The following is a 16,555-nucleotide window of genomic DNA, read 5'->3' as shown; positions in this document are numbered from 1 at the left end:
ATGTTTTGTTTTGTCAAAACATTTTTTGATACTTTGGTGTTAACAGTAAAGCGAGGTCGAATTAAATCTAATCCCAATATTTTTGCGTTAAAGCCTGGCAAAGTATGACGCAGGCAAATTAAATAGTCCATGAAAGTATCAAAAGAAGCAAAAGTCGGAATAATGGCAATTTTCGCAATGGTTATGCTGTATTTCGGCTTTCATATCCTCAAAGGCTCCGATGTTTTTTCCCGCACATTCCGGTATTATGTAATTTATGATAATATTGACGGACTTACCGCATCCAATCCGGTACTTCTGAACGGCCTAAATGTAGGAAGAGTGCAGGAAATCAGGTTGTTGCAGAATCAAAAAAATCATTTGTTGGTTGCCATTGATGTTCAGAAAGGTGTTGTGCTGCCTTCCGGAACAGCAGCCGTACTGGCCGATGGCGGTTTGCTAGGCGGCAAAGTCGTTAATCTGGCCGTAGGCTCGGGAGCAGCTTTGCAGGATGGCGATACGCTGCTGTCGAAAAAAGAAGCCGGGATTTCGGCTGTTTTGCAGCAGCAGGCATTGCCATTGGTTACACACGCGGATTCCTTGGTCAAAAATCTGGATCAGGTTGTTGCAGGTTTCAAGGAAACAGGCTTGATCCTTAACCAAGTTTTAAAAAACTATAATCAGACGGGAAGCAGTTTGCAGGGATTACTTTCTGAAAACCGCAGTAATTTGCTTACGCTGACGGGTAATCTCAACAAACTTTCCACTTCGCTGGTTGAAACCGAAAAAGAACTGAAACCGCTTCTTGCCAAAACCGGAACGCTGGCGGATTCACTAAATGCCTTGCGGCTCGGAGAAACCGTTCAGAATGCGAACCGTACTATAGGCGAACTGCATACGTTGCTGGCCAGCGTGGAATCCGGGCAGGGAACAGCGGGAAAACTGATCAAGGACGAAACGCTTTACAATAACATCGACCGCACCATTGTAAGTCTTAACAAGCTGCTGACGAATCTGCGCGAACATCCGAAACGCTACATCAACATTTCTGTATTCGGCAAAAAAGACAAAGGCCCGTCGGAATCACCGCTGGATACTGCCACTCAGATCAGATAAAAAATCGCTTCAATTATATAAATCCAAAGTCGTTTGCTTACCGGTGAACGACTTTTTATTTTTGATTGAAACTGGCATTTTACAGCAGCCGGTCATTCATTATTTACACTACGCGCTATGACAAATCAACCCAGCCTTCCGGAACTAATCGATCTTCTTAATCGGAAATACGAAAATGTAAAGCTCGGCGGAGGACAGAAAAAAATTGATGCTCAACACAAGAAAGGAAAACTGACCGCACGTGAAAGAATCAGTTTTCTGATTGATCCGGATACTTTTTTTCTTGAAATCGGTGCATTTGCCGGCGACGGCATGTATGAAGAAGAAGGCGGCTGTCCTTCCGGCGGCGTGATTGCCGGAATTGGTTACATATCCGGGAAACAATGCATGATCGTAGCTAATGACGCCACAGTAAAAGCGGGCGCGTGGTTTCCGGTTGCTGCCAAGAAAAACCTTCGTGCGCAGGAAATTGCGATGGAAAACCGGCTTCCGATTATATATCTGGTTGACAGCGCTGGCGTATATTTGCCTATGCAGGCCGAAGTTTTTGCCGACAAGGAACATTTTGGACGCATTTTCAGGAATAACGCACAGATTTCTGCCATGGGTATCGTTCAGATTTCCGCCATTATGGGCAGCTGTGTAGCCGGTGGCGCCTATCTGCCGATTATGTCCGATGAAGCATTTATTGTGGAAGGAACCGGTTCGCTGTTTCTGGCCGGGCCATATCTTGTAAAATCTTCCATCGGTGAAGACATTGATGCCGAATTACTCGGCGGTGCGGCCATGCACTGTGAAATTTCCGGCGTTACCGATAACAAGTTTCCGGATGATCAATCCTGTCTGGATGCGATCAAAAGGCATATTGACAAAATCGGGAAGCCGCTTTCAGCAGGTTTCGACCGTAAAGCCGCCATTTTACCAAAAAGAAATCCCGAAGAAATTTATACCTTGTTGCCTGCTGACCGGCTCAAACCTTATGATATGCTTCCCGTTCTGGAATGCATTGCGGACGGCTCCGAACTTGACGAGTACAAGCCGGATTATGGGAAAACCTTGCTATGCGCTTATGCACGCATAGATGGCTGGGCTGTCGGGATTGTAGCCAATCAGCGAAAAATGGTGCGATCCGGAAAAGGTGAAATGCAGATGGGCGGTGTTATTTACAGCGAATCTGCAGATAAGGCTGCCCGCTTTATTATGAATTGTAATCAGAAAAAAATTCCGCTGATCTTTTTTCAGGATGTAACCGGATTTATGGTCGGGAGCCGTGCAGAACAGGGCGGAATTGTGAAAGACGGTGCTAAAATGGTCAGTGCGGTCGCTAATTCGGTTGTTCCCAAATTCACTTTTATTGTCGGGAATTCTTATGGTGCAGGCAATTATGCCATGTGCGGGAAAGCGTATGATCCCAGGTTGCTATTTGCATGGCCAACGGCTCAAATGGCAGTCATGAGCGGAGCTACGGCAGCCAAAACGCTGCTTCAGGTGCAAACGGCAACGTTGAAAGCCAAAGGTGAAATTATCACGCCGGAAGCAGAAAAAGCCTTGCTGGAAGAAATTACAGAACGTTACAACCGCGAACTTTCTCCGTATTATGCGGCCGCTCGGCTCTGGGTCGATGGCATTATTGATCCGGCTGAAACCAGAAAAATCATTTCTGCTGGCATTGCAGCCGCAGATCAGGCGCCGATTGAAAAGAAATTTAACATGGGTATCATGCAGGTTTGATTTTTTAGGAAAATCCAGACAGATATTTATACTTCAAACTTCCACTTACTTTATTCCAATATGATGTCCGAAAAAATTGCGTTTCTGGGTCTGGGAAACTTGGGGACTCCCATTGCTGAACGCCTGATCCACTCCGGCTACGAACTGACCGTATGGAACAGAACAATTTCCAAAACCGAAGAACTTGCCAAGCTGGGCGCCAAAGTGGCCCAAACTCCGGCGGAAGCAGTTACGCCCGGCGCTTTTGTAATTTCTGTATTGTCCAATGATGCGGCCGTAGAAGAAACTTTCACAAACGAGCTTCTTGAAAAACTGGGCAAAGGCGGAATCCATATTTCCATGAGTACCATTTCGCCGGAAACGTCAAGAAAGCTGAGCAGGAATCATCAGGAATATGATGTTGCGTACGTGGCAGCACCCATTTTTGCAAGACCCGAAGCTGTGAAATCCGGTGTCGGCAACATTTGCATTTCGGGAAATGCAGACGCAAAAGAGAAAGTAAAGCCTGTTGTACAGACACTTGTTAAAGGCGTTTTTGATTTTGGCGAAGATCCGGGCGCAGCCAACGTGATCAAGCTTGCGGGAAATTTTATGATCGCGGCAAGTATGGAAATGATGGCTGAGGCATTTACGATGGCCGAAAAAAACGGTATTCCGCGTCAGAGTATTTACGAAATGCTTACGCAGACTTTGTTTGCAGCACCTATTTTTCAGAACTACGGCAAAATAGTAGCGCAGCATACGTATGAACCTGCTGCTTTTAAACTGCCGCTCGGACTCAAAGACATTAACCTTACTTTACAGACAGCGGCAAGCGTGCATGTTTCCATGCCCATTGCCGACCTGCTTCGTAACCGGTTTGTATCCGCATTGGCAAAAGGCCGTGAAAACCTAGACTGGGGAGCACTTGCCATGGGCGCTTCCGATGATGCCGGATTATAGCAAAACAAAAAAGCTGCTTTTTAGCAGCTTTTTTGTTCATTAAAACACTGAATGGAACTACTCTCTTATTTCAAGCAACATCTCATCAGTAATTTTGTTTTTTGCCTTGAAGTCAGCAACAGTTTCTGTAAATGAGGTATGAAGATCTTCTACATGCTGAAGATTCTGATATACGCCGTCATAAATGTCAGTCAACGATTTATCAAGATTTTCAACATTCAGGTTCATGTTTTCTGTCTCAATCTGCCCGATTTTCTTAATGACCGCAGTCTCGCTGTTTTTCAGGTCTTCAATTTCACGGAGAATCTTCTCCATGCTTTTATACTTTTCTATATTGTTCATATATTCTGTTTGAAATTTGAAATTACCAGTTCAATTATCGTACCAGTGCCAAATGATCTGTCGGTAAATCCTTCCATAATATTGCTTTGACGTTGTATGAAAACGAATTGCAAAATCTGGTTTTATGCCGTAATGCTGTTGATTGCAGGAAATCCGGTACTCGCACAGCCTTCGGAAAATATTGTGAAATGGAAAGGGTTTGACAAAGTGGAGTTCACTTTTGAAAACAGAAAAGCGTGGTTTGTGAAACCTCAAAAAGCTATTGAAGGCAATCCCTGGGTATGGCGAGCGCACTTTCCCGACTGGCATACCGAAATGGACAGCATACTGCTTTCCAGAGGTTTTTATATCGCATACGTAAATACCAACGATCTTTTTGCGTATCCTTCGGCCATGCAGGTCTGGGATTCTTTTTACGATTACCTTGTCAAAGAAAAACAGTTTTCACCCAAACCGGCACTGGAAGGCGTGAGCCGCGGCGGATTGTATGTGTATGGCTGGGCAAAAAGAAATCCCGATAAAGTAAGCTGCATTTATGCCGAGGCGCCGGTTTGTGATCCGAAAAGCTGGCCCGGCGGAAAAGGAAAAGGGCTGGGTTCGGAAAAAGACTGGGCTGCATTTCTGAAAATCTACGGATTGTCGGAAGAAGAAGCTGTAAAACTCAGTGACATTCCGCTCAATGATCTGGCAGGACTGGCTGCATTCAAAGTGCCCGTTTTGCACGTTATTGGCCTCCATGACAAATATGTACCCGCGGCTGAAAACAGTGATTTGCTCGTTGCAAACTACATGAAACTCGGCGGACCGGTAAGTGTATACCCGATGACACGCGGCCAACAGACCTTGGAAGGCCATCATTTTCCGATTGAGCATCCGGAATTTTTTGCCCGTTTTATTGAACAGAACAGCGTTCCCGTACAAAAACCTTTGCCGCATTTGCCCTATATCGAAGCTAACAAAGGTTTGGGCAATGCATTTGAAAAATTCAGAACGCTGAAAAAAGGTACCGTTGCATTTCTGGGCGGTTCCATTACGCATAATCCCGGCTGGCGCAACAAGACGTCGCAATATCTGCAGGAACATTTTCCTGATACCAGATTCACTTTCATCGCTGCCGGGATTCCTTCGCTGGGCAGCACGCCGCATGCATTCCGTTTTGGAAAAGATGTTTTGGCAAAAGGAATTCCTGATTTGCTTTTTGTGGAAGCTGCTGTAAATGACCGCGCAAACGGATTCCGTGAAAAGGCGCAGGTTCGTGGATTGGAAGGCATTCTTCGCCAGATGTATGCTGCAAATCCAAAGGCAAATGTTGTTATGATGGCCTTTGCAGATCCGGATAAAAGCGCTGATTATAACGCCGGCAAAGAGCCTGTTGAAGTTGGCGTGCATCAGAAGTTGGCAAAGTATTACGGAGCTGCTTACATGAATCTGGCGCGTGAAGTTTACGACCGGGTAAAAGCCGGAGAATTTTCATGGGAATACGATTTTAAAGATCTTCATCCTTCTCCATACGGGCAGGAAGTATATTTCCAGACGATAAAAGAACTGCTGAAAACAGAACCGTCTGCCGCGTCCAGTGACACAAAGCTGCCCGCTCCGCTGGATAAATTCTCGTATGAAAAGGCAGGGTATCGTTCCATCAATGAAGCCGGAAACCTGCAAGGATTTACGCTGATTCCGGCATGGAAGCCCGAAGATAACGTTTCTACAAGAGAAGGATTTGTAAATGTTCCCATGCTCGTCGGTGAAAAAGCAAATGCAGCATTAACGCTCGATTTTAAAGGCCGGGGAATTGGCATTGCCATTATTTCAGGTCCGGATGCGGGAAAAATTACTTATACGATTGATGGCAAGAATCCGCGAACGCTGGACTTGTTCACGGAATGGAGCACGCAGCTGCATCTGCCGTGGTATCTGATGCTGAACGACGAACTTTCCTCCGGGCGGCATACTTTGCAACTGACCATTTCCAGCGACAAAAATGAAAAAAGCACCGGTGCCGCATGCCGGATCGTACATTTTCTGGTCAATGAATGAATTGTAAACTGCCTTGGCTTCCGGCATGACAATCGGATAAGCGTAAGAAAAGCCTGTATGTTTGTTGATGAAGATTTGGTAGGCTAGCCTTTGGATAATTCTGAAGAACGGATTTGTGCCGCAATGATTCCCTGTTTCAAGGTTTCGTCCAGCTTTCCGGTTTCAAATTGTTTCAGGGCCGCTTCGGTCGTTCCGCCTTTGGAAGCTACTGCTTTTATAAGTTCATCAAGCGATTTGTCGGCAGTATTTATCAGATGGAATGAGCCCAGCATGGTTTGTTTTACAAGTAAAGCAGCAACAGATTCTTCAAAACCCATCTGTTTCCCGGCTTCGATCATCGCTTTTACTACATAGAAGAAATAAGCAGGCCCGCTACCGCTCAGCGCCGTAACGGCATTCAGTTGTTCCTCATCTTCCAGAAATACCGAACGGCCCGTCGCATTGATCAGGTTTTCAATTTTTCGTAACTGATTGATATCTACTTCCGGAGAAGCGGAGTAAGCGGTAATGCCCATTCCCAGCATGGCCGGCGTATTGGGCATGGCGCGGATCACGGCTTTATGGTTCAGTGCGTTTTGTATGATCTGGATCGTAACACCGGCCATAATGGAAAGTACAACCTGATTTGGCCTGACAACTTCGCGCAAAGCCTGTGAAACAGATGTGAAGTCCTGCGGTTTTACAGAAAGGATAATCAGGTCGTAACTGCTGATCTGCGGGCCGATAATGCCGGTAATTACGCCGGGCTGAAAGCTGTTCAGGCTTTCCATGCGATCTTCACTTTTCTCGACAAGCAGGAAGTCTTCTTTCTTTACAAGATCAAATTTCAGGAAAGCGCGGGCAAAGGCCATGCCCATATTGCCGCATCCGATGATTGCAATTTTCATTTCAGATAAGATTGGTATTTCAGGTTTAAGCGAATTACGCAACTTTTAGACAAATATTAGCGGAAAGGCGGTTTAATATAATTTGCTCGGAAATCGCCGGAAAGCTGCTGACACGACTGTTCTGATATATTGTTTCTTTCGCCAACAAACGTCAGGATTTTTGCGAAAACGCGAAACGCTTGTTCAAAATGGGAAATTCGGAAGTAAGCAGGCACATGACAAGCAGAAATTTCATGACGCCTCTCCGGAATGTGTATTCAATATTCATCAGACTGAAATGATGCAGCATAACAAAAAAGCAAATGTAAATAAGCAATGGCCAGCCAAGATTCGCCCATGCTTTTCCATTGCGGGAAATGAAGAAATTGATCAGCCAGAGCAGAATGAAAAGGTACAATGTAAATCCCCAGTAATCCATGCTGAAAAGAAAGAAGTTCATGCCATGAAAAATTGTGCTGGTTTTCTCGTAAGAGTATAGTCCTTTCCAGATTATCTGTTCCTTGACCTGCGGTGTGACGGGAAAGTAGAATTTAAAAAAAATGACATTCCATAAAAAAGTAGATGCCGCAGATGCAGCCAGATAAATGCAAGCAAGTTGGATCGCTCTGAACTTCAATTCCGAATACAGCAAAATAGCCAGGATTAATGCAATGGCAGCTACGATGATAATGGTTTCCGTACGTGTCCAGCATGCCGCCGACATAAAGATGGCCGCAAGCGTGAAATGCTGCAGATTTCTTGATCTTAAAAAGTTAACCGTAAAGATCATTCCGATGGCAAAGAAAACGGCATTGGAAAAATCGGTTTGCAGCAGAAAGGTGTAAGCATATAATTCAGGCGCGCATAACAGAAGAAGTATGCAGAAACCTGCAATAATTGGATGTACTTTTTCACACATTTTGCTATAAGCAAACACAAAAAAGCAAACTGTAAGCAGCCCAAGCCAGACTTGTCCGAACGGTAAACCGACAGAACGGTAAATGATCTGCATCAGCATGGTGAACGGCGCGTAATACGGCTGTGTTGACAGATAAGGCCGGAAATCCTCGCGAAAAAACAGGGAGGAAACAATATGACTTTCTTTAAGTGCCCGCCGGGCAACCAGATCAATGCCGACGATGGAGTCGTAAGGCGTAACCGGAATGCTGTATGTTCGCCAGAAGCTGAAAAACAGAAGATATGCAATGGCAGTCAGGAAAATGATTTCATAAATCTGAATGGAAACATTTTCCTTGATAACAAGCAGTTTAAGGCTTCTGATCAGTTTTGCAGGATGATAATTAACGGAAGCTGCAAGCAAGACATTTGCGGTCAGTACTGAAAAAGTTGAAATCGGAAAATGCAGAATTTCCAGCACATAAACGGCCAGCGTTGACAGAAAGAAGCCGGTCAGAATGGACAAGGAAATTTTCTGGGCCAATCGCGTCAGGACAGGAAACCGGTCAACAATTCCAAAGCCGGCAAGAAATTGCAGTAACAGAATACAGATAAACAGCATCGGAATGGGAAAAATTGACAGAAAATGACCGCTTATTTCTTTGGCGTATACGGAACATCTTCGAGAAAGAGGTTTCTTGCAAATGCCAGATCTTCGTTGTTCGTGATTTTAAGCGGATAACAATTGCCTTCTGCGTCAATCAATATAGTACAATTTGCCTTTTTATAATCTTTGCTGTCCATCGAAACGGTCCGGATTGCATCATTCATATAGAACATGTAAACCGGATTGGTAAGTGAAAAAGAGGATGAATTCTTGATGTATTTTTTGGTATAAGCGGCCGGCGAAGTAAGCAGTACGACAGGTTGGGGCTTCATGATTTCAGTGAGATACTTGGGCAACAAATAATCCAGACCGAATCTTTCGCCCATCAGCAAATCGGTGTCAATGGCTTTTCTTCTTGCATTAAACTCTTCTTTGTAAAACTTCACTTTTTCAAACACTGCTTTTCCCAGAAAATTCTGAACCAGAAGGAATAAAGCCAGTGCTGCCAATGTAAGCAGGCCCTGAACGGCATAGTGAGATGGATTTCTGTCTGTTTTTGGGTTCACAGAAAGTTCATCTTCGACAAGCACGTTTATCTTTCTATCCGGGTTATCCTTTTTATAGTGTGGCTCAGATCTCATTTTGTCATTGATTACACCGCTCTTTTGCGACAAACAAAACAGAAGATTTTTGATTAACAGATAATCAATGAATTACCGGCTGAAGTCAGTTACCAATTGGTTAAAATGAATAAAAAAATACAAAGTGCATTACATGTTTATTTAATTATAATATTGTATCCAAGCTTATTTCCAATATAAATGAGAATTTTACGAAAATGTATTTGAAGGAAATTTAATTGTACAAAAACTACATTAGGCAAAATTTAAATATATTATAAGGCTACATTTTCAAAAATTTAGTATAATACGATTTTTCCGGATCTGGCATTTTTCAGGTTCTCAAATCATTCAAGACTATCGTTTTACTCCAATTATGGCTATAAAAGTTGCAATTTCACATAAAACAAAATACCAGTTTGACCGGAGTGTTTCACTTTCACCGCATATTTTCCGGCTTCGCCCCGCGCCTCATTCCCGAACGGCCATTGAAGGCTATTCGCTGAAAATCCAGCCTGAAAATCATTTTATAAACTGGCAGCAGGACCCTTTCGGAAATTATCAGGCAAGAGTTGTTTTTCCGGAAAAGACAACAGAACTGAGCATTGAAGTGGAAGTGATTGCCAAAATGCAGGTGATTAACCCATTCGATTTTTTTGTAGAAGAATATGCCGAAAAATATCCGTTTGATTACGAAGCTACTTTGAAGAAGGAACTCGGCCCGTATCTGGAACCGCGTGAATCGGGGCCGAAACTGATGCAATGGGTTGAAAAAACCAAAGTAAACCGTGACATCAAGATTGTAGATTTCCTTGTTCATCTGAATCAGGAACTTTACAAGGCTATTCATTACAATATCAGAATGGAGGCCGGAGTGCAGACCTGCGAGGAAACACTGGACATCCAAAGCGGTTCCTGCCGGGATTCGGCATGGCTGCTTGTACAGATACTCAGGCATCTGGGCATTGCTTCCCGCTTTGTTTCCGGGTATCTTGTCCAGCTTACGTCGGATATCAAGTCACTGGACGGTCCGTCCGGACCGGAAGCCGATTTTACAGACCTTCATGCGTGGACGGAAGCCTATGTGCCCGGCGCAGGCTGGATCGGGCTTGATCCGACTTCCGGCCTTTTTGCAAGCGAAGGCCATATTCCGTTGTGCTGCACACCCGATTATGCGAGTGCTGCGCCGGTTTCGGGCGCTACGGATATTTGTCAGGTTACATTCGAGTTTGATAACCGGGTTTTCCGCATTCATGAAGATCCGCGCGTTACAAAACCGTATACCGAAGAACAGTGGACGGCTGTTATGGAAGTCGGAAATGCCGTGGAAAAAGATTTGCAGGAAGGCGACGTGCGGCTGACCATGGGCGGCGAACCGACTTTTATTTCCATTGATGATTTTGAATCGCCGGAATGGAACACAGCAGCGGACGGGCCTTTGAAAAGACAACTGGCGTACGACTTGTCACTGAGGCTTAAAAAGCGTTTTGCACATGGCGGATTGCTGCATTTCGGACAGGGAAAATGGTATCCGGGCGAGCCGTTCCCGCGCTGGCAATATGCTTTATACTGGAGAAATGACGGCGTTCCCATGTGGCGCAACGATGACCTTGTAGCCAAGGAAAACCAGACAAAATATACTTTTCGCGAAGCAGAACTTTTTACGACAGAACTGACAAAATATCTGGGGATTGATACCAACAACATTACGCCGGCCTACGAAGACCCGATTTACTGGGCCATGGAAGAAGGCAAGCTGCCTGTGAATGTAGATCCGCTGAAAGTAAATCTCAAAGATTCCATTGAAAGAAGGACGCTTGCAAAACTGCTGGAAAAAGGACTGAACAATCCGGCCGGGTTTGTGCTGCCCGTCAAATGGAACGAAGAAGGAAAACACTGGTCAAGTTCTGCGTGGCAGTTCAAGCGGAATCATTGCTTTCTGATTCCGGGAAATTCCGCCATCGGTTTCCGGCTGCCGCTAAAATCACTTCCCGAAGTAGCCAGAGAAAATCGCGAGCAACCCGTTGAACGCAGCCTTTTTGAAGACTTGCCAGCCTTGACGGATTACAAGCCGGTTGCAGAAGCAAGATACGGAACGGTTTCGCCGGCTTATGAACTTCCTGTAAATGCATTGCCGGAAGAAGAGGAAGAAGACGACCAAAAGAGTAAAAAAGAAAAACAAACGGGAGATCCGCTGCTATTTCAGGTTCCGGTTATCAAAACGGCACTTTGCGTAGAAGAGCGTGACGGTATTATTTACATTTACCTGCCGCCAACGGATTATCTGGAACATTATCTGGATCTGATGGCGTCCATTGAAGCTACAGCAGAGAAATTGCAAATGCCGGTCCGGATTGAGGGTTATCCGGCTCCGTCCGATTACCGCGTGCAAAAACTGATTGTTACACCCGATCCGGGCGTGATTGAAGTGAATATCCATCCGGCCAAAAACTGGCAGGAACTTGTTGATAACATCAGTGCGCTTTATGAAGAGGCATTTTTTTCAAGGCTGGGAACCGACAAGTTCATGGTCGACGGCCGCCATACCGGAACCGGCGGCGGAAACCACGTAACCATCGGCGGTGCAAAACCTTCCGACAGCCCGATTCTCCGCCGTCCTGATTTACTGAGAAGCCTGCTCACTTACTGGCAGCATCATCCGGCACTGAGCTACTTGTTTGCCGGGCCGTTTATTGGCCCTACAAGCCAGGCACCGCGTATTGATGAAGGCCGCGACGAAAGGTTGTATGAAGTTGAAATTGCTTTTGAACAAATCCCCGAAGACAAAGAAGTGCCATTCTGGATGGTGGACAGGATATTCCGGAACTTACTTGTTGATATTACCGGAAATACGCACCGTTCCGAATTTTGCATGGACAAGCTGTATTCGCCCGATTCTTCGACCGGAAGACTGGGAATACTCGAATTCCGGGCTTTTGATATGCCGCCGCACAAGCATATGAACCTTGTTCAGACGCTGCTTGTACGCGCATTGATCGCCAAATTCTGGAAAGAACCTTACAAGCACAAGCTGATCCGCTGGGGAACAGAGCTGCACGACAGGTTCCTGCTTCCGCATTTTGCTTATCTGGATATGGTGGATGTCGTAAATGACCTGAAATCAGCAGGCTACAACTTCGATATTTCATGGTTTGATCCGTTCTTCGAATTTCGGTTTCCACATTACGGCGGTATTAAAGTCGATAATATCCAGCTTGATCTGCGGCTTGGAATTGAACCCTGGCATGTACTGGGTGAAGAACTTTCCAACTCGGGCACAGCCCGTTTTGTAGATTCTTCCCTGGAAAGACTGCAGGTAAAAATAAGCGGTTTTGTAGAAGGAAGGCATATTCTGGTGTGTAACGGCTGCCGCGTTCCGCTTCGCAGCTCAGGCATAAAAGGCGAGTATGTTTCCGGAATTCGTTATAAGGCATGGAACCCCCCATCTGCATTGCACCCAACGATCGGAGCGGATGCTCCGCTGGTTTTTGATATTGTGGATACCTGGAACAACCGTATTCTGGGCGGATGCACTTACTTTGTTTCACATCCCGGCGGACGCAGTTTTGACACGTATCCCGTAAACAGTTTTGAAGCAGAATCGCGAAAAATAAGTTTGTTTCAGGGTTTCGGGCATACGCCTTCTGCCAAGCAGGAAGTTCCGATTCTGGAAAAATCGACCGGAAGTGTTTCCCGCTTTGTAGCCGAAACAAAAAAAGAAATGCGAAGCGACACGCCGATAGAACTGATCAATCCGGAATATCCGAACACGCTGGATTTGCGTAAATTCTGGAAATCAAAAGAATAGTAAAACAGCTGGAATCCAGGTTAAATAAAGTATTTTCAGGAATGTTGTCCGGAATGTCATGCAGTGGTATAATTATCGCATACGTGCATTCCTGACAATATTTTCTCTTCTTTCAGAACGCACAACCGTTAATTAATTATGCTTGCCGAAGCTTCCGTAAACCTGCTGCAGTCTTATCAAAGCGGACTTAGTTCTTATGACGAAGTTCTGGATTTGAATGGAAGAATAAAACCTTACTGGAAAGCACTTTTTTCCACGATGGAAAAACTGGGAATTGACGAACTTCAAAACAGGAACAAGGAAATCGTAAACAAGCTGCGGGAAAACGGTGTTACCTATAACGTGTACGGAACACCCGACGGCCTGAACCGTCCGTGGCAGCTGGACCCGATCCCTTTTTTAATTGAACAAAAAGAATGGAACGGAATCGCAAAAGGTCTTCAGCAAAGGGCAGTGCTGCTGGATTTGATATTAAAAGATCTTTACGGACCAAGAAACCTGATTAAAGACGGCATCATTCCGGCCGAGCTTGTTTTTGACAACGCCGGATTTTTCAGGCCGTGCACAGACATAAAACTTTCTTCCGATAAACAGCTGACCTTATTTGCCGCTGACATGGCGCGCGGCCCGGACGGACAAATGTGGCTTGTCGATAACCGTACGCAGGCTCCGTCGGGTTCCGGTTATACGCTGGAAAACAGGATTGTGATGAGCAAGCTGCTGCCCGAACTTGCGGATGGCATGTATGTAAGCAAACTGTCGCCTTACTTTAACAGTCTGCAGAATACCGTTCTGAAACTTTCGGACAAAAGCAAGGAAGCGCCCAATATCGTTTACATGACGCCGGGTCCGAACAATGAAGCGTATTTTGAGCATGCCTATCTGGCTTCTTACCTTGGCTATACACTGGCGCAAGGCGACGATCTGCTTGTGCGCAACGGAAGCGTGTGGCTCAAATCCATTGAAGGCTTGCAGAAAGTAGACGTCATTATACGCCGGATTGATGACGACTGGTGTGATCCGCTGGAACTGCGCGAAGACTCCCGCCTCGGCGTTCCGGGCTTGCTACAAGCTATTCGAATGGGAAACGTACAGGTACTGAACGCGCCCGGTTCGAGCGTGCTGGAAAATCATGCGTTTCATGCTTTTATGGGAAATATCTGCACGTATTTTCTGGGGGAAAAACTGATTATGCCTTCTGTTGCTACGTGGTGGTGCGGACATGTGAAAGAGCTGAATTATGTACTGTCACACATGGACGAACTGATTATCAAGAAAGCAAATCGGAAAACAAAATTCAGGTCTATTTACGGGCGCCTGCTGTCTGCTTCCGAAAAGGACGAGCTTAAAAGAATGATCTCGCAGAAACCGCATGAATTCATTGCGCAGCAGGAAATAAGCCTTTCCACAACCCCGTCTTTGATTGACGGGAACATTGTACCGCGCTATGCCGCATTGCGGGCTTTTCTGGTTGCAAATGGCAATGAATACCATGTCATGCAGGGAGGGCTTACAAGAAGTTCGCCGGTAAAAGACCGGTTTGTGATTTCCAATCAGTACGGCGGTTTGTCAAAAGATACCTGGATCGTTTCGGATAAAACCGGTGAAGTGCCTGAGAAAATAGTCTATACAGCACCCGCTTCGGTTAACAAGCATATTTCCCTGCCCAGTCAGAGTGCTGAGAATCTGTTCTGGATTGGCCGTTACTGCGAGCGGACAATGGCTGTGATTAAATTTATGAACATTACGATCAATGTGCTTAACCTGGACCGGAACTTTGGCGGCTCGGCAAAACAGGAACATATCAAAATTCTCCTTCAGTCCTTAACGCATCTTTCTGCAACTTATCCGGGTTTTCTGGAAGAGGAAGAACGGATGTCTGACCCATATAAGGAAATTATTGACCTTGTTTCAAATACAAACCGTCCGGGAAGCATTGCATCCAGCATCAGTTCGTTTCTGAATGCCGTAAGCGCCGTACGAAATCAATGGAACATGGAAACATGGCGCATTGTGGATCTGATTGATAACGGTTTTCAGGAAATCAGGAATGCCGGTCATATGAACAGCAACAACATTCAGAAAACGCTGGACGGATTGTTCAATAACATGTTCACCTTCTTGGGCATCATTGCTGAAAGCATGCCGAGGGATAACAGTTTTTTACTGCTTGAAACCGGAAAACTGATCGAGCGGATTTTATCAAGAATCAGTGTGATACAATCCAACTTTGGTGTAAAAAATTCGTCGGGAGTTGAGAACGAGCTGATTGAAGCAACGCTGATCAATCATCATCTGCTGGTCAGTTACCGTCAGATATACAAATCACATCTGAGCGTGGAAGCCATGCTGGATATGATTCTGCTGGAAAAAACATTGCCGTTTTCACTGGTGTATATGCTGGACGAACTGAAAAGCAATCTTGGCCGACTGCCGTCCACTACACGCGGAGAACGGCTGAACGACGCACAGAAATACGTATTGCAAGCTTCAACTTTAATCAAGCTTGCAGACATTCCCGCTCTCAGCAAAAGCAATGGAAAATCAGACAGGTCGGAGCTTTTTGAACTGTTGTCAGAAGTATCCAGGCTGATCAGCTCCGTTTCCGTTAACCTGACCAACATGTATTTCAGCCATACCATCATGCATCATTCTTTTTTCGAACCTGTGGATTACAATAAGGATGAAATATAAGCTGATCCATAAAACAGAATACAGGTATGCCGAGCCGGTAAGCAATTACCACAGCTTGCTATGCCTTACGCCCAGAACTTTGCCGGATCAGCTATGCACGGAATTCAGGATAGAAGTAACGCCGGAACCTAGTCAGATTTTTGAAAGAACCGATTTTTACGGCAACAAAACGCATTATTTTTCGCTGCATTCCCCGCATAAAAAACTGACTGTGCTCACGACCGGAATGGTAGAAAGACAGAGCGAAATGACCGGATCTTTGTTCATTCCTTCCGTAGTGACCTGCCGAGAAGCCAGAAACCGCATGCTGAACGAGCGGTCGCTGAAAATCGCTTTTCTGGAATATATTCTTCCAAGCCCGTTTGTGAAATGGGATCAGGAAATAATGGATTTTGCACAGGAATGTTTTCTGGACGACAAGCCGCTTTATGAATGCGTGCAGCATTTATGCAGGAAAATCTATACCGAATTCAAATTTGTTTCTGATTTTACCACGATCCATACGCCGATCAAAGATGTGCTTGCCGCCAGAAAAGGCGTTTGTCAGGATTTTTCGCATCTGGCCATTGCATGCATCCGGAGTTTCGGGTTTGCAGCACGGTATGTAAGCGGTTATCTGGAAACGCTGCCGCCGCCCGGAAAGCAGAAAATGCAGGGATCAGACGCTTCGCATGCATGGATTTCGGTTTACATTCCGGATTACGGCTGGTGCGATTTTGATCCGACCAATAATGTGGTGCCCGGAGAGAGGCATATTGTCACAGCCTGGGGCCGTGATTACAACGACGTTCCGCCGCTGAAAGGCATTATTTTCAGTTATGGCAAACACACGCTTTCGGTGGAAGTGGATGTAATTCCTTTATAGCAGATAATAAGTTGCGTATTTAATTCCATTTTATCGGAATGCTTACCGTAA

At 45.4% G+C, this 16,555-nt stretch carries 11 protein-coding genes; 7 read left to right on the top strand and 4 right to left on the bottom strand.

Annotation, left to right across the window (positions count from 1 at the left end):
• Positions 1-129: 129 nt before the first annotated feature.
• The 3 genes from FEM55_RS20450 to FEM55_RS20440 all read left to right on the top strand — a co-directional run bounded on the left by FEM55_RS20450 (position 130) and on the right by FEM55_RS20440 (position 3,768).
• Entirely contained in the window at positions 130-1,095 is a 966-nt protein-coding gene (locus FEM55_RS20450) for an MlaD family protein (RefSeq protein ID WP_138283256.1), read from the top strand.
• Between the two features lie 117 nt (positions 1,096-1,212).
• Complete coding sequence (locus tag FEM55_RS20445) at positions 1,213-2,826, top strand: acyl-CoA carboxylase subunit beta (RefSeq protein ID WP_138283255.1); 1,614 nt, start codon at positions 1,213-1,215, stop codon at positions 2,824-2,826.
• Between the two features lie 12 nt (positions 2,827-2,838).
• Complete coding sequence (locus FEM55_RS20440) at positions 2,839-3,768, top strand: NAD(P)-dependent oxidoreductase (protein ID WP_310588664.1); 930 nt, start codon at positions 2,839-2,841, stop codon at positions 3,766-3,768.
• A gap of 57 nt (positions 3,769-3,825) precedes the next feature.
• Here the strand turns inward: FEM55_RS20440 and FEM55_RS20435 are convergent, their stop codons facing one another.
• On the bottom strand, positions 3,826-4,110 hold the full coding sequence (locus tag FEM55_RS20435) for a hypothetical protein (RefSeq protein WP_138283253.1): 285 nt from the start codon (positions 4,108-4,110) through the stop codon (positions 3,826-3,828).
• A gap of 96 nt (positions 4,111-4,206) precedes the next feature.
• Here FEM55_RS20435 and FEM55_RS20430 point away from each other — a divergent pair, with 96 nt between their 5' ends.
• On the top strand, positions 4,207-6,147 hold the full coding sequence (locus FEM55_RS20430; RefSeq protein WP_138283252.1) for an SGNH/GDSL hydrolase family protein: 1,941 nt from the start codon (positions 4,207-4,209) through the stop codon (positions 6,145-6,147).
• Between the two features lie 83 nt (positions 6,148-6,230).
• On the opposite strand, the gene proC is transcribed toward FEM55_RS20430, so the two are convergent.
• The 3 genes from proC to FEM55_RS20415 all read right to left on the bottom strand — a co-directional run bounded on the left by proC (position 6,231) and on the right by FEM55_RS20415 (position 9,158).
• On the bottom strand, positions 6,231-7,034 hold the full coding sequence (proC, locus tag FEM55_RS20425; protein ID WP_138283251.1) for a pyrroline-5-carboxylate reductase: 804 nt from the start codon (positions 7,032-7,034) through the stop codon (positions 6,231-6,233).
• A gap of 151 nt (positions 7,035-7,185) precedes the next feature.
• Positions 7,186-8,532, bottom strand: a complete 1,347-nt coding sequence (locus FEM55_RS20420; RefSeq protein WP_138283250.1) for a hypothetical protein — start codon at positions 8,530-8,532, stop codon at positions 7,186-7,188.
• Positions 8,533-8,564: 32 nt separating this feature from the next.
• Positions 8,565-9,158 carry a hypothetical protein gene (locus tag FEM55_RS20415; RefSeq protein ID WP_138283249.1) on the bottom strand — a complete coding sequence of 198 codons (594 nt, stop codon included), beginning with the start codon at positions 9,156-9,158 and terminating at the stop codon, positions 8,565-8,567.
• Positions 9,159-9,513: 355 nt separating this feature from the next.
• Between FEM55_RS20415 and FEM55_RS20410 the strand changes: the two genes are divergently transcribed.
• The 3 genes from FEM55_RS20410 to FEM55_RS20400 all read left to right on the top strand — a co-directional run bounded on the left by FEM55_RS20410 (position 9,514) and on the right by FEM55_RS20400 (position 16,504).
• Positions 9,514-12,945 carry a transglutaminase family protein gene (locus FEM55_RS20410; protein ID WP_138283248.1) on the top strand — a complete coding sequence of 1,144 codons (3,432 nt, stop codon included), beginning with the start codon at positions 9,514-9,516 and terminating at the stop codon, positions 12,943-12,945.
• Between the two features lie 138 nt (positions 12,946-13,083).
• The gene (locus FEM55_RS20405) at positions 13,084-15,639 is read left to right on the top strand and encodes a circularly permuted type 2 ATP-grasp protein (RefSeq protein WP_138283247.1); all 2,556 of its coding nucleotides are present in this window, start codon (positions 13,084-13,086) and stop codon (positions 15,637-15,639) included.
• Positions 15,629-16,504, top strand: a complete 876-nt coding sequence (locus FEM55_RS20400) for a transglutaminase family protein (protein ID WP_138283246.1) — start codon at positions 15,629-15,631, stop codon at positions 16,502-16,504. Before FEM55_RS20405 ends, FEM55_RS20400 begins: the two co-directional genes overlap by 11 nt.
• The last annotated feature ends 51 nt before the right edge of the window (positions 16,505-16,555 follow it).

The sequence above is a fragment of the Dyadobacter sediminis genome, assembly GCF_005860765.1.
Taxonomy (GTDB): Bacteria; Bacteroidota; Bacteroidia; order Cytophagales; family Spirosomataceae; genus Dyadobacter; species Dyadobacter sediminis.
This window is presented reverse-complemented; position numbering and strand designations above follow the sequence as displayed.

What these genes read in the sequence shown, in the direction of transcription:
- FEM55_RS20435 (WP_138283253.1), bottom strand. Translation starts at nt 4,110, where the DNA reads ATGAACAATATAGAAAAGTATAAAAGCATGGAGAAGATTCTCCGTGAA.
- FEM55_RS20445 (WP_138283255.1), top strand. Translation starts at nt 1,213, where the DNA reads ATGACAAATCAACCCAGCCTTCCGGAACTAATCGATCTTCTTAATCGG.
- FEM55_RS20415 (WP_138283249.1), bottom strand. Translation starts at nt 9,158, where the DNA reads ATGAGATCTGAGCCACACTATAAAAAGGATAACCCGGATAGAAAGATA.
- FEM55_RS20405 (WP_138283247.1), top strand. Translation starts at nt 13,084, where the DNA reads ATGCTTGCCGAAGCTTCCGTAAACCTGCTGCAGTCTTATCAAAGCGGA.
- FEM55_RS20430 (WP_138283252.1), top strand. Translation starts at nt 4,207, where the DNA reads ATGAAAACGAATTGCAAAATCTGGTTTTATGCCGTAATGCTGTTGATT.
- proC (WP_138283251.1), bottom strand. Translation starts at nt 7,034, where the DNA reads ATGAAAATTGCAATCATCGGATGCGGCAATATGGGCATGGCCTTTGCC.
- FEM55_RS20410 (WP_138283248.1), top strand. Translation starts at nt 9,514, where the DNA reads ATGGCTATAAAAGTTGCAATTTCACATAAAACAAAATACCAGTTTGAC.
- FEM55_RS20450 (WP_138283256.1), top strand. Translation starts at nt 130, where the DNA reads ATGAAAGTATCAAAAGAAGCAAAAGTCGGAATAATGGCAATTTTCGCA.
- FEM55_RS20400 (WP_138283246.1), top strand. Translation starts at nt 15,629, where the DNA reads ATGAAATATAAGCTGATCCATAAAACAGAATACAGGTATGCCGAGCCG.
- FEM55_RS20420 (WP_138283250.1), bottom strand. Translation starts at nt 8,532, where the DNA reads ATGCTGTTTATCTGTATTCTGTTACTGCAATTTCTTGCCGGCTTTGGA.